The sequence below is a fragment of the Coprococcus hominis (ex Arizal et al. 2022) genome (assembly GCF_040094675.1).
Lineage (GTDB): Bacteria > Bacillota > Clostridia > Lachnospirales > Lachnospiraceae > Coprococcus_C > Coprococcus_C hominis.
In genome coordinates this window covers 114,216-130,289 of the sequence record NZ_JBBNHG010000039.1, presented here as the reverse complement: position 1 = coordinate 130,289, position 16,074 = coordinate 114,216, and the positions used below count along the sequence as shown (strand labels likewise).

Genomic DNA, 16,074 nt, shown 5'->3' with positions numbered 1-16,074 from the left:
GAGAATTGGGCGATAGCGGATATGCAGCTTTTATTTACGAGTTCCCATCGGAAGCGATTGTTGATCGTAGTGATTGCATTTTTTACGTTATTGACTATAATAACGGTGAAGCTTGTTTCCATCATGACCATGCAGGCGGACGATTATGGATATCGGGCGCGGGCGGTACAGGAACGTGAGCGCAGCATCAAGGCAAAGCGCGGCAGCATCTATGATAGAAATGGTGTTGTGCTTGCTGGTAACCAGGCAGTCTGTTCGATCTCGGTAATCTACAACCAGATCGAAGATCCGGAGACTGTAATTCGGGTTCTCAGTGAGAAACTGGAACTACCGGAGGAAGATGTCCGGAGACGTGTAGAGAAACGCTCGGTGCGTGAGAAAATCAAAAGCAATGTGGACAAGGAATTGGCAGATGAGATCCGCGCGATGAATCTGGCAGGCGTTATGATTGATGAGGACTACAAACGGTATTATCCGTACAGTACACTGGCATCCCATGTGCTGGGATTTACAGGTAGCGACAATCAGGGTATTGTCGGGCTGGAAGTATACTATGATGATCTGTTGATGGGCGAAAATGGCAGCATCAACACCGTTACAAATGCCAGAGGCATTGAAGTGGAAAATATGGCGGAGAGAAGAGTGGAAGGCACAGCCGGACAAAATCTTGTCACGTCCATAGATATAAACATCCAGCAATATATCACGCAGAAAGCGCTTGAGGTGCTGGAGAAAAAACAGGCAAAACGCGTATGTATTATCGTGATGAATCCGCAGAATGGAGAGATCTATGCACTTGCGGATGTGCCGGAATACAACTTAAATGAACCGTTTACATTGAATTATGAGACGGACGAAACGGTAACGCAGGATATGTGGAACCAAATGTGGAGAAACTATTGTATCAGTGATACCTATGAGCCGGGTTCGACGTTCAAGATTGTGACAGCGACAACTGCTTTTGAGCAGGGCGTGTTGCGCGTGGAAGATCAGTTTTACTGCCCGGGTTATCATATTGTGGAGGATCGCCGGATTCGGTGCCACAAGGTTGCCGGACATGGGGCAGAAACCTTCCGGGAAGGTATCATGAATTCCTGCAATCCAGTGTTTATGCAGGTTGGGGAACGCATTGGCGTGGATGGTTTCTATGATGGTTTAAGAAAATTAGGGTTGTTTGAGCAGACGGGGGTCGACCTGCCGGGAGAGGCAAATTCCATCTTCCATAAGCAGGAAAAGGTAGGACCGGTCGAGCTTGCAACGATGTCATTTGGACAGTCGTTTCAGATTACGCCGTTACAGTTGATGCGTGCTGCATCTGCAGTTGTGAATGGCGGGAATCTGGTCACACCTCATTTCGGTGTGTATACGACAGATGAAAATAACAATGTCACTGAGGTTTTGAAATATGAGACGAAGACAGGAGCAGTAAGTACAGCAACCAGCGAGACGATGAAAGGACTGCTCGAAGCAGTCGTTGCAGAGGGCACCGGACATCGGGCGTATATCGCAGGGTATTCGATTGGTGGCAAGACGGCAACAAGTGAGAAACTGCCGCGAAGTGAGAACCGTTACATTTCATCCTTCCTTGGATTTTCACCGGCGGACAATCCGCAGGTTATGACACTGATTCTGATTGATGAACCGCAGGGTATCTATTATGGAGGTACGATTGCGGCACCGGTCGTAGGTGAGATATACGACAACATTCTGCCGTATCTCGGTATCTACAAGGACGAGAACGCAGAGGAGGAGACGACGCAGACAATCAGCATCGACGATGCTGTGTTTTAAATATTACAATACAAGCGATGGCTTGATAAAGGAGAGAAGATATGAAGTACGACATAATTGTTCCAGCATTGATAGCATTTGGTGTGAGTGTGATCTTAAGTCCGATCATTATTCCATTCTTAAAGAAACTGAAGTTCGGGCAGTTTGTGCGTGACGATGGACCGGAATCGCATCTGAAGAAGTCGGGAACGCCGACGATGGGTGGATTGATCATCCTGTTCAGTATCGTGATTACATCACTCTTTTACATCAAGGATCATAAGGAGATCGTTCCAATCCTGTTTGCAACATTGGGATTTGGTCTGGTTGGTTTCTTGGATGACTTTATCAAGGTTGTTATGAAGCGGTCACTTGGACTTCGTGCATGGCAGAAGATGTTGGGACAGTTTTTGGTAACAGGTGTTTTTGCATATTACATTCATGCATATACGGATCTTGGAACTACGATGATTATTCCATTTACACATAAGGTCGTTGACCTTGGATGGGTTTATTTCCCATTGATGTTCTTCGTTATGCTTGGTACAGCAAACGGTGCGAACTTTACAGATGGCCTGGATGGATTGGCATCCTCCGTTACCGTATTGATTGCAACCTTTTTCGCGATTGCATCTATCGCGGCAGGCTCTGGTGTAACACCGATTACATGTGCAGTCGTAGGAAGCCTGCTTGGCTTTTTGGTATACAATGTCTATCCGGCACGTGTGTTCATGGGAGATACCGGATCACTGGCATTGGGTGGATTTGTTGCGTCGACAGCGTATATGCTGCAGATGCCACTGATTATATTGATCGTTGCATTTATTTATCTGGCAGAGGTGCTTTCTGTTATTATTCAGGTTGTAAGCTTCAAGACAACTGGAAAGCGAGTATTTAAGATGGCACCGATCCATCATCATTTTGAGCTTTGCGGATGGCCGGAGACAAAGGTCGTTGCGATCTTCTCGATCGTTACAACGATTCTGTGTCTGATCGGAATTCTGGCAATTTAAGAACGTTAGATAGAATGGAAAAGAGGGAAAACGATGTTCGATAAGAAAGTATTAGTTGCAGGAGCAGGAAAAAGTGGAATCTGTGCAAGTGAGCAGCTTCTTCGAAATGGAGAGCAGGTTGTGCTGTTTGATGAGAACCCGAAGGGTACACTCACAGAGGCAGTCATTCTTGAGAAGCTCGGGGTTGACAAGAAACCAGAGGCTTTGACGATCTGGCTTGGTGCGCTGACTGATGAACTGCTTGCAGATATTTCCTGTATGGTTATCAGTCCGGGTATCCCGGTCGATGCACCATTTGCGCTCAAGGTAAAAGAAGCAGGTATTCCGGTGTGGAGTGAAATCGAGCTTGCATATACTTACGAGAAGGGTACAGTAGCCGCCATCACAGGTACGAACGGAAAGACGACAACGACTACATTGGTTGGCGAGATCATGAAAGCCTACAACGACAAAACATTTGTCGTAGGAAATATCGGAATCCCATACACAAGTCTGTCTGATCAGAGCAGTGCGGATTCGGTGACGGTTGCAGAGATCAGTAGCTTCCAGTTGGAGACAATTCATACATTCCGCCCACATGTGAGCGCGATACTCAATATTACACCGGATCATCTGAACCGGCATTATACATTTGAAAACTATGCGAACTGCAAGCTGGATATCACGAAGAACCAGACGAAGGAAGATTATGCAGTGATGAATTACGATGATCCGGAGACGGTGAAGCGTATTGATAAGGTTCCGGCAACGGTGATTTTGTTCAGCCATAAAAAGGAACTGGAGTCCGGTGTAATCGTCAAAGATGGTGCGGTTGTGATCCGGGAGAATGGCAAAGAGACTTATGTGATGCCGCTTTCTGAGTTCCAGCTGCTGGGAGATCACAATATAGAGAATCTTTTGGCTGCGGTTGCAATATCTTATTATATGGGAGCAGATATTGCCACGATCCGTAAGGTCTGCGGCGCATTTAAGGGTGTGGCACACCGGATCGAATATGTGCGCACATTAAATGATGTGAATTATTATAATGATTCCAAAGGAACAAATCCGGATGCAGCGATCAAGGCAATCCAGTCGATGGTGCGTCCGACGTATCTGATCGGTGGCGGTTATGATAAGAAGTCTACTTACGATGAGTGGATAGAGAGCTTTGACGGCAAGGTAAAATGTCTGCTTCTGATCGGACAGACAGCACAGGATATTGCAGACTGTGCAAGAAAGCATGGATTTGAAAACATTGAAATGATGGATGACTTGAAACAGGTTGTGGAGTATTGTCATACACATGCACAGCCGGGCGATGCGGTGCTTCTTTCGCCGGCATGCGCAAGCTGGGGGATGTTTGACAATTATGAGCAGCGTGGAGATATGTTCAAGGAATATGTAAATGCGCTTTCATAAGGAAAGCGGAAATGGAAAGAAAAGACAGGGGTGTCTGAGCTATGGCATATGGCAGAAGAAAATTGAAAAAGAATAAAGTATTCGCAACCGGCGGATACATTGATTATCAGACGATTTTCTTGGTTGTCGTTTTGCTTGCGTTTGGTGTCATGATGGTGTATAGCGCGAGTGCATACCGGGCGACACTTTCCGGGCTTCCCAGCGGATATTTTGCGATGCGTCAGGGTATGATCGGGTTGGCAGGAATCGTCGTAATGATGTTGATATCCTGTTTTAATTATCAGTTTTATAAGCGTCCGGTGATGCAGCGGCTGATCGTGACAGCGATGATTGTCTGTGCCGGTATCGCACTGGTGCTTGGTGTATCCTCCAATGGTTCACAGCGTTGGATTGAGGTCGGTGGTATTCAGTTACAGCCATCCGAGATTGTAAAGCTGCTGATTATCCTGTATCTGCCGAGTGTTTGTGTGAAGCATCCGAAATACCTGACCTCTTATCAGGGAATCATCCGGCTGATCGCACCGTGTATTGTCAGTGCGGGTCTGATCGCGAAAGAGAACTTAAGTACCGCGGTTGTCTGTGTGGCAATCATGGTCGTCATTATATTTGTGGCATGTCCGGATTATAAAATTCTGGTTATGCCGGTCGTTGCACTGGTGATTGCCGGTGTACTGCTTATCACAACCGTTGGTTATCGTGGTGATCGAATCGATGCATGGCTGCACCCGGAGACGAGTGATTCCGGATACCAGACGATGCAGTCTCTGTATGCAATCGGTTCCGGTGGATTGTTCGGAAAGGGCTTGGGACAGAGTATCCAGAAGCTTGGATTTTTGCCGGAGTCGCACAACGATATGATCTTTGCGATTATCTGTGAAGAGCTTGGACTGTTCGGCGCGCTTTGTGTTATTGCATTGTTTGTCATGCTGATCGTACAGCTTCGCTATATTGCGAACCATGCCAGAGACCGGTATGGTGCATTGGTTGTAACCGGTGTTATGACACATATTGCAGTGCAGATGATCATCAACATCGGTGTTGTTACCAATGTCATCCCGAATACAGGTGTCCCACTTCCATTTATCAGTTATGGTGGTACATCGCTGGCGTTCCTGATGGTAGAGATGGGATTTGTGTTAAGCGTGTCGAGACAGATGCTTCCATACGAGGCACCAACGAAAGAAGAGCTGCAGATGCAGCGGTAAATCAGAGCGGTACATAGAAACAAAAGGAGAATCGTTTTGAAGAAACATTGGATTGTATTGTTTATACTTGTAGTGATACTTGGAACGCTTGCGTATCTTTCGACATGGACAGTTGATAAGGTGCAGGTGGAAGGCTGTGAGATTGTAAATACACAGTCGGTCAGTGATGCGATGAAGGAAGAAGCACCGCTGGACAACACATTGCTGTTGTATATCAAAAGTAAAATGAACAAACTGAAAGATCTGTCTTTTGTAAGCAAGATGGATCTGGAACTAACAGATAAAAACACGGTAACCGTGACAGTTTACGAAAAATCCATAGCCGGCTGTGTGTTATACAAGGGCGACTATGTGTATTTTGATAAAGATGGTATAGTATTGGATTCGTCGAAGAGACGTGTCGGAAGTGCACCGCTGATCAAAGGTCTGACCTTTACCGAGTGGAGCATCGGCAAGAAACTGCCGAGTGACGACGACAAGAAATTCCAGACAATACTGACTATCACGCAGTTGGTGGAAAAATACGATCTGGAGATTGACGGTATCAAGTTCACCGCTGAAAATGAAATTGTCCTTCAACACGGAGGCATTACAATCGAATTGGGAGAGGGGGAATATCTGGCGGTTCAGATGATGAATCTGGGCAACATACTGAAAAATCTGGAAGGTATGTCCGGAACATTGTATATGAAAGACTTTGATTCGGAAAATGCAACTGCGAGCTTTAGCAAAAATTAAGTGAATTTTACGTAAACCTATTGATTATTTCAACAAAAACCTATATTATATAGGATAATAATGCGCAAATAGAATAAAGGAGGAAAAGACCTTGCTTGAAATAAAATCGAATGACGAGAAAACCCCTGCAAGAATCCTTGTGATTGGTGTAGGTGGAGCTGGTAACAATGCAGTAAACAGAATGATTGATGAGAATGTGGAAGGTGTCGAGTTGATCGCCATCAACACAGACAAGCAGATCTTATCACAGAATCGTGCAACAACAAAGATTCAGATTGGTGAGAAGCTGACAAAGGGACTCGGTGCAGGTGCAAAGCCTGAGATCGGAGCAAATGCAGTAGAAGAGAACAGAGAAGAGATTACCGATATCATGAAGGATGCCAATATGGTATTCGTTACCTGTGGTATGGGTGGTGGTACTGGTACAGGTGCTGCTCCAGTCGTAGCAGAGATTGCAAGAAATCTTGGAATCCTGACTGTCGGCGTTGTAACAAAGCCATTCTCTTTCGAGGGTAAGCCTCGTATGAACAATGCCATCAACGGTATTGCAAAGTTAAAAGAAAACGTAGATACTCTGATTGTCATTCCAAACGACAAGCTGTTACAGATCTGCGATAAGCGTACAAGTATCCCAGAAGCTTTGAAGAAGGCAGATGAGGTATTGCAGCAGGGTGTACAGGGTGTCACAGACCTGATCAACAAGCCGGGTCTGATCAACCTTGACTTTGCAGATATCCAGACAGTAATGCGTGACAAGGGTGTCGCTCATATCGGTATCGGACGTGCCAGTGGTGATAACAAGGCAGTGGATGCAATCAAGTCTGCTATGGACAGCCCATTGCTGGAGACAACCGTCAGTGGTGCAAGCGATATCATTGTAAACTTCTCAGGAAATATTGGTATTGTGGAAGCATACGATGCAATCACATACCTGACAGAAGTCGCTGGTGACGGCGCAAATATCATATTTGGTACTGTAGATAATGATGTGATGGGTGAGGATGTATGTATCACAATCATCGCAACAGGTATTGAGGACAATGCGGCAACACAGCCGGTTATGCAGAATCCAGCAAAGCCTTCTGCTGTAAAGCCGACAGTAGCACCAGTTGGTAAAACTCCTACATATGCGAGCCAGCCAATTACAAGTGTAAAGCCAATGGGAACCGCTACAAAGCCATCTTTCATGTCCACTCCAGCAGCGAAGCCATCGGTAAGTGCTGACATTTCAAGTGCAGCAAAGCCAGCTCCTGCAAAGAGAGAGACAGGCAATGGCGGAGGAATCAAGATTCCAGATTTCCTCAAGCGTGGATAAGTAAGCAGGAACTAAAGGGACTGTTGTATTGTATGTGCAACAGTCCTTTTTCTTATAGTATAGAGGGGAGGACTTATGGGAGACAGAGAAGAAAAAACGGTGTTGTTTGACGAGTCGATGCTGCAGCAATACCAGAAAAATATGACAGGAAAAAGCTCGCTTGTCATTGTAGATGGTAGTGGCATACAGGAATACGACCTGAGCAAATTTGTAGATGGCGCATACACTTTCGGTCGGAATGAAAACAACAGTATCCGATTAAATTCCAGCATTGTCTCAGGTAATCATGGCGAGCTCTATTTGCAGGAAGGCAGATGCTATATCCGCGACAATCACAGCTCGAACGGTTCTTATCTTGCCTATGGTACGCAGTTTATCCAGATGGCACCCGATCAGTATTATGGCGGCGATGGCAGAGATATGATCGTGCGTCTTGGAACGAACCATTCGATGGATGGCATTGATCCGGTACTCCTGTTGTACAACGGACAGCAGAAGGAAGGCCGTTGGAAGACATATTCCCTGCATGACGGCGACAACAGTATTGGTCGTGCAGCAGACTGTGATATCCGGTTGAAAAACGTTGCGATTTCCAGATACCATGCAGGTGTCCGTAAAGTAAAAAATCAATTTTATGTGTTTGACAATGGTTCAACAAATGGTGTGTTTGTAAATGGAAGCCGGATTGTGAAGCCATATTGTCTGTCAAACAAAGATATCTTTACCATCCTGAATACAACATTTATCTATGATGGAAATGTCCTGTATTACAAGGTGAACCCGGAAGGTATTGCATTAGAGGTACACGACTTAAACAAGGAAGTGCCAGCGAAGGGTGGCAAAAAAACGATTCTGGATAAAGTCAGCCTGAGTATCGGGGCAAATGAATTTGTTGCAATCATCGGTGGTTCCGGCGCTGGAAAGACAACTCTGATGACTGCGATGAGTGGCTTTGATTCCAAGGTGACCGGGCATGTATATTGCAATGGCACAGATCTGCATGAGAATTTCCAGACGCTCAAAAATATTATTGGATTTGTACCACAGCAGGATATCATCTATGAGAATATCACGCTTAAGAAGATGCTTTATTATACGGCGAAAATGAAGATGCCGCAGGATACAAGCAATCAGGAAATTGAGGAGCGGATCGAAGAAGTGCTTCGTATGGTAGAACTTTCGGAGCATAAGGATACTTATATCCGCCGTCTGTCCGGTGGACAGAAAAAGCGTGCTAGCATTGCGGTAGAGCTTCTGGCGAATCCGGGACTTTTCTTCTTGGACGAGCCGACATCCGGACTTGATCCGGGAACAGAAGAACATCTGATGCGGACATTATCCAAGCTGTCAAAAGAGCAGGAAAAGACGATTGTCATGGTAACCCATACGATCAACAACCTTGACTTGTGTGATAAAGTTATCATCATGGGATATGGCGGACGGCTTTGTTATTGTGGTAGTCCGGCAGGAATTAAAGATTTCTTCCATACAGACAATCTCGTAAAGGTCTATGATATTATCACGGCTGATTCAAAGGGCTGGGAGACGCAGTTTAAGATGTCCGGTATCAATGCGGTAAGCGGACAGGTGCGTGAGTCAAACGGAGAGGCAATCAAACCGAGAACGGTGAGTGGATTTGCACAGTTAGGCATTCTGGTACGAAGATATACGACCCTGATCATGAATGATGTACAGCGATTGGCGCTGATCTTCGGACAGCCGTTGATCATTGGATTGCTGTTAACGTTGGTTGCACGTTCCGGTATTTATGAGTTGTTCACGGAGACACAGTCGATCTTATTTACGTTGATGAGTGGCGGTATCTGGATGGGACTTCTGAACACGATTCAGGAGGTCAACAAGGAACGTGTCATTCTGAAACGAGAATATATGGGTAATCTGAAGCTTCCAATCTACATGCTGTCGAAATATATTGTGCAGGGTGTGATATCCCTGATTCAGGCAGTGATACTTGTTTTGACATTCGTGTTGATCAAGGGTGCACCGGACTGTAAGGGTGTGATCTTCTCCAATGCGACAGTGGAAATAATCGTATTGATCTTCCTTACGATTTATGCAGCGGCAGGTATGGGATTGCTGCTTTCTTCTATTACGAAGAGTGCGGACCGGGCAATGGCGATTGCACCGTTTGTGTTGATCGTGCAGTTGATCTTCTCCGGTATCCTGTTTGAGTTAAATGGTGTGACAGACAAGCTTTCGTATCTGACGTATTCCCGTTGGGCGATGGAATCCATCGGAAGCACCTGTGACCTGAATTCGCTAGATCCACCGGGACAGGAAGAGAGCGAACAGGTTGAGGAACAGTTTGACGATCTGGTTGCCACCTGTAACGATGCGATTGCAGAGATGCAGGAAGCCTACGATGAAAAGATCAATGAATTGCAGGATGCAGTAGAAACCTATTCTGCACTTGCAAACAATCCGCAGACCTTCGAGGAATACACATCGGAGCCGCAGACGATTGAGGCAGAGTATGAACCGGCCGAGACGGAAGAGAACAAGATGTATGTACGTTCCAAGGCAAGAACGGTTCGTTCATGGCTGATATTGTACGGTTCCACATTCCTGTGCGCAGGAGTAAGTGTATTAGTTTTAAGAAAATTAAAAGATGAACAGAGATAACAGAATAGAATAAGATAAGGGGGATTTGTTTCCCTGTAAAGTGTAAAAAGAGTTGGTTGTCCGTTCATATTCTAAAGCAGACCGTTGAAGCACGTCGGTACTTAATGAGTGCGAAGCACGAATTTAGTACCGTTACGTGCTGAACCGAGCGGGAGCGCGTCTGCGTAGAATATGAACGGACAACCAACTCTTTGTATTTTATAGAAGGGAAGTAGAATTTCCCATGACGTTTATGACTTTACGCATATTCTGCTGTGTCGCGAGTTCGAACAAATGTGAGAGAGAGTCGTCCGAATCACTTTCAGAGCTTAGGCTTGTACTTCCGAGTACGGAGATGATATCAACCATGTTTGTGTAGTGGCTGGTGAGTAACTGGTACTCTGCGTAGGATAGAACTTTCTGCAGGCTGTCCGTGTCCGTTGTATCTACATTCTGTAAGGATGACAGAATCGTAGAGATCGGATTCCCATAGGAGGAAAGCAGGCTGCCTGCACTGAAATCGGAAGCGGATGTTCCGTTTAATGCGGAAAGACCACTCTGCATGGATGTATTTGAATACGTGCTTTGGTTCGTTGTGAGTGTGGAAATGGCAGAGATGATCTCTTTGATCTCTGCGAGGATTTCCGCATTTTTTTTTGCTGTTTCGGAAGAAACAGTTGCTTCATTTGAAGTATTGAAATTTTCGCTTGTAGCCGTTCCGGTATTGGAAGAGGTATTTGCAGAAGGATTTACTGTGACTGTATTTGCAGGAACCGATACACCGGTCTGCATCAGGCTTGTGACCTTGGCAACATAATTCTGTGTCTCAGTAAATGGTGGTACGCCACCATATTTTTTTACATTGCCACATCCGGCATTATAGCCTGCGATTGCAAGCGACTGATTTCCCTGGAACATATTCAGAAGATCCTTCAGCACGGCTGCACCGCCCATGATATTCTGGTAAGCATCGTAAGGATCGGATACCCCATATGCACTTGCCGTGCTCGGCATAAGCTGCATGATTCCCATCGCACCGGAAAAGGAGGTCACATCTGCCTGAAAACCGGACTCTGTATAGGCGATTGCCTTTAAGAGTCGTTCGGATACGCCGTATTTGTCAGCGGCTTCCTTGAAGATGGAATCAAGGTTCGTTGTGACAGATGCCTGATTTAATTTATCTGTTTCCGTGCGAAGCATACCATCAAAATTTGCTGTTGTTTCCGATACGGACTGCGTATGATTCGGCGTTGCAACGGCACTGCTGTCGTTCACATAGCCGACGCCTTCGATAAATACCATGATTCCTTCCTCCCTTCGTTTCTTTCATAGGTACTTCAAAGGTATCTTAGTTCTGGAAAAATGTCAAGGCGAAAATCGACAAAAGTTATAGTTAAACCAGATATTGTATTTATACGGCATTTGGGGTAAAATGCCTATATACTTAGTCATTCGGGGGACGAAGAAATGAGATACATTGCAACTGGACAGGAAGTGTTCAGAATTGATGAATTTACAACCAATGTAATAGGAATTCCACAGCTCGTACTGATGGAGCGTGCGGCACTCCGGATCGCGGAGCATGTCAAGGAACGGTTTCCGGCAGGCGCGCATGTGCTGATCGTAGTCGAGAGTGGAAATAACGGCGGAGATGGAATTGCAGCCGGAAGAATCCTTATGATGGAAGGATACGATGTCGAGATATACTGGGTAGATGGATTGAAGTCAGCCAGCACTGGTTTCGATGCGCAGTATGCAATCGCCAAGAAGCTGAATATGAAGTTTGTGGATGAGCTTGTGAACGCCGGATATGATGTGATTATCGACGGCATCTTCGGTGTTGGTCTGTCACGTGCCGTAATGGGCAGACAGGCAGAAGTAATTAAAGCATTAAATGATATGGATGGTTATAAGTTAGCTATCGATGTACCATCCGGAATCGATGCGACAACCGGGTTCCTGCTCGGTACGGCGTTCCATGCGGATGCGACTGTGACATTCGGGCTGATGAAGCTCGGACTTCTCATGGGTATGGGATATGAGTACGCAGGAGAGGTATCTGTGGTCGATATCGGATTCCCGAAGCAGGCGATTGATTTTGTAGAGCCACGGTTATACACCTATGATCCAAAGGATGTAGAGGAATTGCTCCCACATAGAAAAAGGGATTCCCACAAGGGAACTTATGGCAAGGTCGGAATCATCGCAGGCAGCAAAAATATGGCAGGAGCGGCACTGTTTTCCGCAGAGGCTGCTTACCGTATGGGCTGTGGGCTGGTGCGTGTGTGCACTGTAGAGGAGAATCGCGAGATTATCCAGTCGAGACTCCCGGAAGCATTGCTTACGACATACAAAGAAGATGATATCGACACGATGCGCAGTGCGATGAAGACGGTCATGGGCTGGGCAGATGTGCTTGTGTTAGGACCGGGACTTGGAACCGGGGAAGCAGCGCAGTATCTGGTTGACAAGGTACTTCGTAGCTTTGATGGCACGGTTGTCTTAGATGCCGATGGAATCAATGTGTTATCCGAGCATATGGATCTGTTTGAGACGATGCATTCGAAGCTCATTCTGACGCCACATTTGATGGAGATGTCAAGACTTACAAATCAGTCGGTGACGGATATTAAGGCGAATAAATACGATCTTGCAAGAGAGTTTGCCAAGCGCCATAATGTGGTCGTTGCATTAAAAGATGCGCGCACGGTGGTGTCCGATGGCGGACTTCAGGCATATATTAATATAACAGGTACAAATGGCATGGCAACAGGCGGATCTGGTGATGTGCTGACTGGAATTATTGCCGGACTTCTGGCACAGGGCATGGATCGGTTTGAGGCGACAAAGCTTGGTGTCTGCATGCATGGTATGGCAGGTCAGGCGGCCGCAGAAGAAAAGGGACAGTACAGCATGATCGCCGGAGATATTGTACGAAGCATCGAGCAGATTATTGCGAAGGAAGCAGAAGAATAGGATACACCGTTTGATAATATAGTTCTAATTGATTGCATACACAGAAGAATTGTTGGAAATACTTGTAATAGTTTGAACAACAATAGGAGTGTGAAGGCATTGATTATCAGACGTGGAGATATTTATTATGCAGACCTGCGCCCCGTCGTAGGATCTGAACAGGGCGGCGTTCGTCCGGTACTTATTATTCAAAATGAAGCGGGAAACAAATACAGTTCCACTGTGATCATTGCGGCGATCACGTCGCAGATGCACAAGGCGAAGCTTCCAACGCATGTAGAACTTGATTCAAGGTATTGCGATATTGCCAAAGATTCTGTTATACTGTTAGAACAGGTGCGCACGATCGACAAACAGAGACTGAAAGAAAAAGTCTGTCATCTGGACAATACGATCATTCGCCGCGTGAACGAGGCGCTGCGCATCAGCTTAGAATTATAAAAGGAGAAATAACAACTATGTCACAAAGCGGACCCAGTGGTTTTCGAAAGTTTTTTTCGAAGAAGGTGGACGAAGACAAAGTAGAAGAAGAGATTCTTTCCATGGTCGAGGAAGGGCATGAACAGGGCTTGATCGAAGAAGGCGAGATGGAGCTTATCAACAACATCTTTGAGTTCGGAGACAAAGAAGCGAAGGATATCATGACACCACGGCAGAAGATTGTTGCTGTGGAGAACACCCAGACCGTGGAGCAGGCATTGCAGCTTGCAGTAGAAAATAATTTTTCCAGATACCCGGTTTATGAGGAGGATCTGGATAATATCATCGGACTTGTACATATCAAAGATCTGATTGCGGTCTATATGAAGGATCCGAAAACACCGGTTGCGGGAATGGTTGACAAAGCAATTGTCACACATCCGACGAAGGATGTATCCGAGCTTTTGCAGCGGATGCAGCGGGAGAAGATCCATATGGCAGTCGTGGTGGACGAATATGGTCAAACGGAAGGCATTGTCACGATGGAGGACATCTTAGAAGAGATCGTCGGAAATATATTGGATGAGCACGATGAGGAACAGCCGGAAGAGATCCAGAAGCAGTCGGAGGACGAATATCTGGTTGACGGCGGAGCAACGTTAGAAGATCTGGAGGATTTACTTGGAATCGAATTCCCGGATGAGGATTTTGAGACGGTAAACGGTTTCCTGCTCTATGAGCATGGACGGTTGCCAGAAGAGGGTGAATCCTTTAAGATAGAATATCAGGGGTATGAATTTATCCCGGTAAAAATAGAAGATAACAGGATTATTACTGTTAAAATCACGAAACTAAAGGAAGAGGAGTAACAAACAATGTCAGGACATTCAAAATTTGCGAACATTAAGCACAAGAAAGAGAAAAACGACGCTGCAAAGGGAAAAGTATTTACGATCATTGGTCGTGAGATCGCAGTTGCCGTAAAGGAAGGCGGACCAGATCCAGCGAACAATAGCAAGTTGCGTGATGTCATTGCAAAGGCAAAAGCAAATAACATGCCAAACGACACGATTGATCGTGGTATCAAGAAGGCAGCCGGTGATGCAAATTCCGTAAACTATGTAACAATTACATATGAAGGCTATGGCCCAAGTGGAACAGCAATTATCGTAAATGCACTTACCGATAACAAGAACCGTACAGCATCCAATGTAAGAAATGCATTCACAAAGGGTGGCGGAAATGTCGGAACGACTGGTTGTGTATCTTATATGTTTGATGAGAAGGGACAGATTATCATCGCGAAAGAGGACTGCGATATGGACGCAGATGATCTGATGATGATTGCACTTGACGCAGGTGCAGAAGACTTCAACGAGGAAGAGGACAGCTTCGAAATCTTAACTGCTCCGGATGAGTTCACAGCCGTTCGTGAGGCCCTTGAGAAAGAGAATATCCCGATGGCTGAGGCAGACGTTACAATGATTCCACAGAACTACGTAGAGCTTACATCGGAGGATGACATCAAGAAGATGAACCGCATCCTTGACATGCTCGATGAGGATGACGACGTCCAGGACGTGTACCACAACTGGGATGAGTAAAAAAATGCGGCTTGCCAGCATTTTTTTACGAAGACCTTTCTTACCAGCGTAAGCTGGTAAGAGGGATGAGTAGAAATCATTCTTAACAGGCGGAGCCGGCAAGAGGGATAAGTAAAGGAGAAACATGCCACTTATAATTATTTTTTTCATCTGGTATGGCATCTATGGCAGAAACAATCCGAAGATATACAGTAAGTTGCATAACAAGCTTGGCTGGGTGATTGCAATCTGTATTTTGTTTGGTGGCCTGTCTGGTTTTAGCTCCCTGTTTGGTGGGCTTTTGGCAGTTTCGATTGTAATCGCTTTTTTTGGAGCTCCAATCTGGCTTGTTGCTTGGTTGATTGCAAGATCATCCAAAGGAAAAGCAAAAGCAAAACAGGATGATTACAGCTACTATAAGCAGCATTACAGTCAGCCTTCGGAAAATAAAGGAACCACGGTAACAGGACTGACAAGAGCTGTACCAAAGCGAAGAAAGATTATTCAGAAATTTAATCAGAAATATGATCTGTATCTGACCGATGAGGAGATTAACCGGATCGTCGATGCATCGTATATGTCAAACTGTTGGGAACGGGAGATTTTAGACATGGATCAAAAGTATGATACCATCTCACAGTGGTATCGTGGGGATTCGGCATGGTTACGAGCATATCTGCATGCGTTTCCAGTGCAGAATGTCACATCGGACTTTGAGAGTCAGAGAAGCATCTGCCTCGATACGTTCTATCAGGTGTTCTCGGAGATTGATCCGGGAAAATACGAGAGTGTGGAGAGTTGTGTCAGAGAGATCAACCATCGGTTTATGACGAACTTCGATGATATTACGTTTTCGGTTGCACATCGTTTTTTAGCAGACAATGGATATAAGTTTGAACTGCCACATTTCGATGTGCGTGGAGTGAAGTCTGATATCGACCGGTTGAAAGATAAATACGATCAGGAGACTGCCGGCAGTGGCAGCCGGAGTGGATATGAAAAAATGCGCCAGCGTTAAGCTGACGCATTTT

At 45.6% G+C, this 16,074-nt stretch carries 13 protein-coding genes; 12 read left to right on the top strand and 1 reads right to left on the bottom strand.

The genetic code is table 11. From position 1 onward, the window contains the following. Positions 1 to 21 precede the first annotated feature (21 nt). The 7 genes from AAAT93_RS12650 (at position 22) to AAAT93_RS12620 (ending at position 10,085) form a co-directional block, all read left to right on the top strand. The gene (locus AAAT93_RS12650) at positions 22 to 1,791 is read left to right on the top strand and encodes a peptidoglycan D,D-transpeptidase FtsI family protein (protein ID WP_331682251.1); all 1,770 of its coding nucleotides are present in this window, start codon (positions 22 to 24) and stop codon (positions 1,789 to 1,791) included. A gap of 41 nt (positions 1,792 to 1,832) precedes the next feature. Then, positions 1,833 to 2,783 carry a phospho-N-acetylmuramoyl-pentapeptide-transferase gene (gene mraY, locus AAAT93_RS12645; protein ID WP_021985282.1) on the top strand — a complete coding sequence of 317 codons (951 nt, stop codon included), beginning with the start codon at positions 1,833 to 1,835 and terminating at the stop codon, positions 2,781 to 2,783. A gap of 33 nt (positions 2,784 to 2,816) precedes the next feature. Beyond that, entirely contained in the window at positions 2,817 to 4,184 is a 1,368-nt protein-coding gene (murD, locus tag AAAT93_RS12640; protein WP_227573286.1) for a UDP-N-acetylmuramoyl-L-alanine--D-glutamate ligase, read from the top strand. 41 nt (positions 4,185 to 4,225) lie between these two features. Beyond that, positions 4,226 to 5,389 (top strand): FtsW/RodA/SpoVE family cell cycle protein, encoded by a 1,164-nt coding sequence (locus AAAT93_RS12635; protein WP_021985279.1) that lies wholly within the window; start codon positions 4,226 to 4,228, stop codon positions 5,387 to 5,389. Positions 5,390 to 5,425: 36 nt separating this feature from the next. Then, the gene (locus AAAT93_RS12630; RefSeq protein WP_021985278.1) at positions 5,426 to 6,127 is read left to right on the top strand and encodes a cell division protein FtsQ/DivIB; all 702 of its coding nucleotides are present in this window, start codon (positions 5,426 to 5,428) and stop codon (positions 6,125 to 6,127) included. Between the two features lie 91 nt (positions 6,128 to 6,218). Further along, entirely contained in the window at positions 6,219 to 7,442 is a 1,224-nt protein-coding gene (ftsZ, locus tag AAAT93_RS12625; protein WP_021985277.1) for a cell division protein FtsZ, read from the top strand. Positions 7,443 to 7,517: 75 nt separating this feature from the next. After that, on the top strand, positions 7,518 to 10,085 hold the full coding sequence (locus tag AAAT93_RS12620) for an FHA domain-containing protein (RefSeq protein WP_021985276.1): 2,568 nt from the start codon (positions 7,518 to 7,520) through the stop codon (positions 10,083 to 10,085). 198 nt (positions 10,086 to 10,283) lie between these two features. Here the strand turns inward: AAAT93_RS12620 and AAAT93_RS12615 are convergent, their stop codons facing one another. Further along, a complete protein-coding gene (locus AAAT93_RS12615) occupies positions 10,284 to 11,366 on the bottom strand; it encodes a lytic transglycosylase domain-containing protein (protein ID WP_227573285.1) in 1,083 nt (360 codons plus the stop codon). A gap of 165 nt (positions 11,367 to 11,531) precedes the next feature. Here AAAT93_RS12615 and AAAT93_RS12610 point away from each other — a divergent pair, with 165 nt between their 5' ends. The 5 genes from AAAT93_RS12610 (at position 11,532) to AAAT93_RS12590 (ending at position 16,061) form a co-directional block, all read left to right on the top strand. Then, a complete protein-coding gene (locus AAAT93_RS12610; RefSeq protein ID WP_021985264.1) occupies positions 11,532 to 13,040 on the top strand; it encodes a bifunctional ADP-dependent NAD(P)H-hydrate dehydratase/NAD(P)H-hydrate epimerase in 1,509 nt (502 codons plus the stop codon). A gap of 99 nt (positions 13,041 to 13,139) precedes the next feature. Further along, positions 13,140 to 13,481 carry a type II toxin-antitoxin system PemK/MazF family toxin gene (locus AAAT93_RS12605; protein ID WP_021985263.1) on the top strand — a complete coding sequence of 114 codons (342 nt, stop codon included), beginning with the start codon at positions 13,140 to 13,142 and terminating at the stop codon, positions 13,479 to 13,481. Between the two features lie 17 nt (positions 13,482 to 13,498). Beyond that, entirely contained in the window at positions 13,499 to 14,329 is an 831-nt protein-coding gene (locus tag AAAT93_RS12600; RefSeq protein WP_021985262.1) for a hemolysin family protein, read from the top strand. A 6-nt stretch (positions 14,330 to 14,335) separates the two neighbouring features. After that, positions 14,336 to 15,064, top strand: a complete 729-nt coding sequence (locus AAAT93_RS12595) for a YebC/PmpR family DNA-binding transcriptional regulator (protein ID WP_118544821.1) — start codon at positions 14,336 to 14,338, stop codon at positions 15,062 to 15,064. Positions 15,065 to 15,188: 124 nt separating this feature from the next. Next, positions 15,189 to 16,061 (top strand): sulfite exporter TauE/SafE family protein, encoded by an 873-nt coding sequence (locus tag AAAT93_RS12590; RefSeq protein WP_227573283.1) that lies wholly within the window; start codon positions 15,189 to 15,191, stop codon positions 16,059 to 16,061. The last annotated feature ends 13 nt before the right edge of the window (positions 16,062 to 16,074 follow it).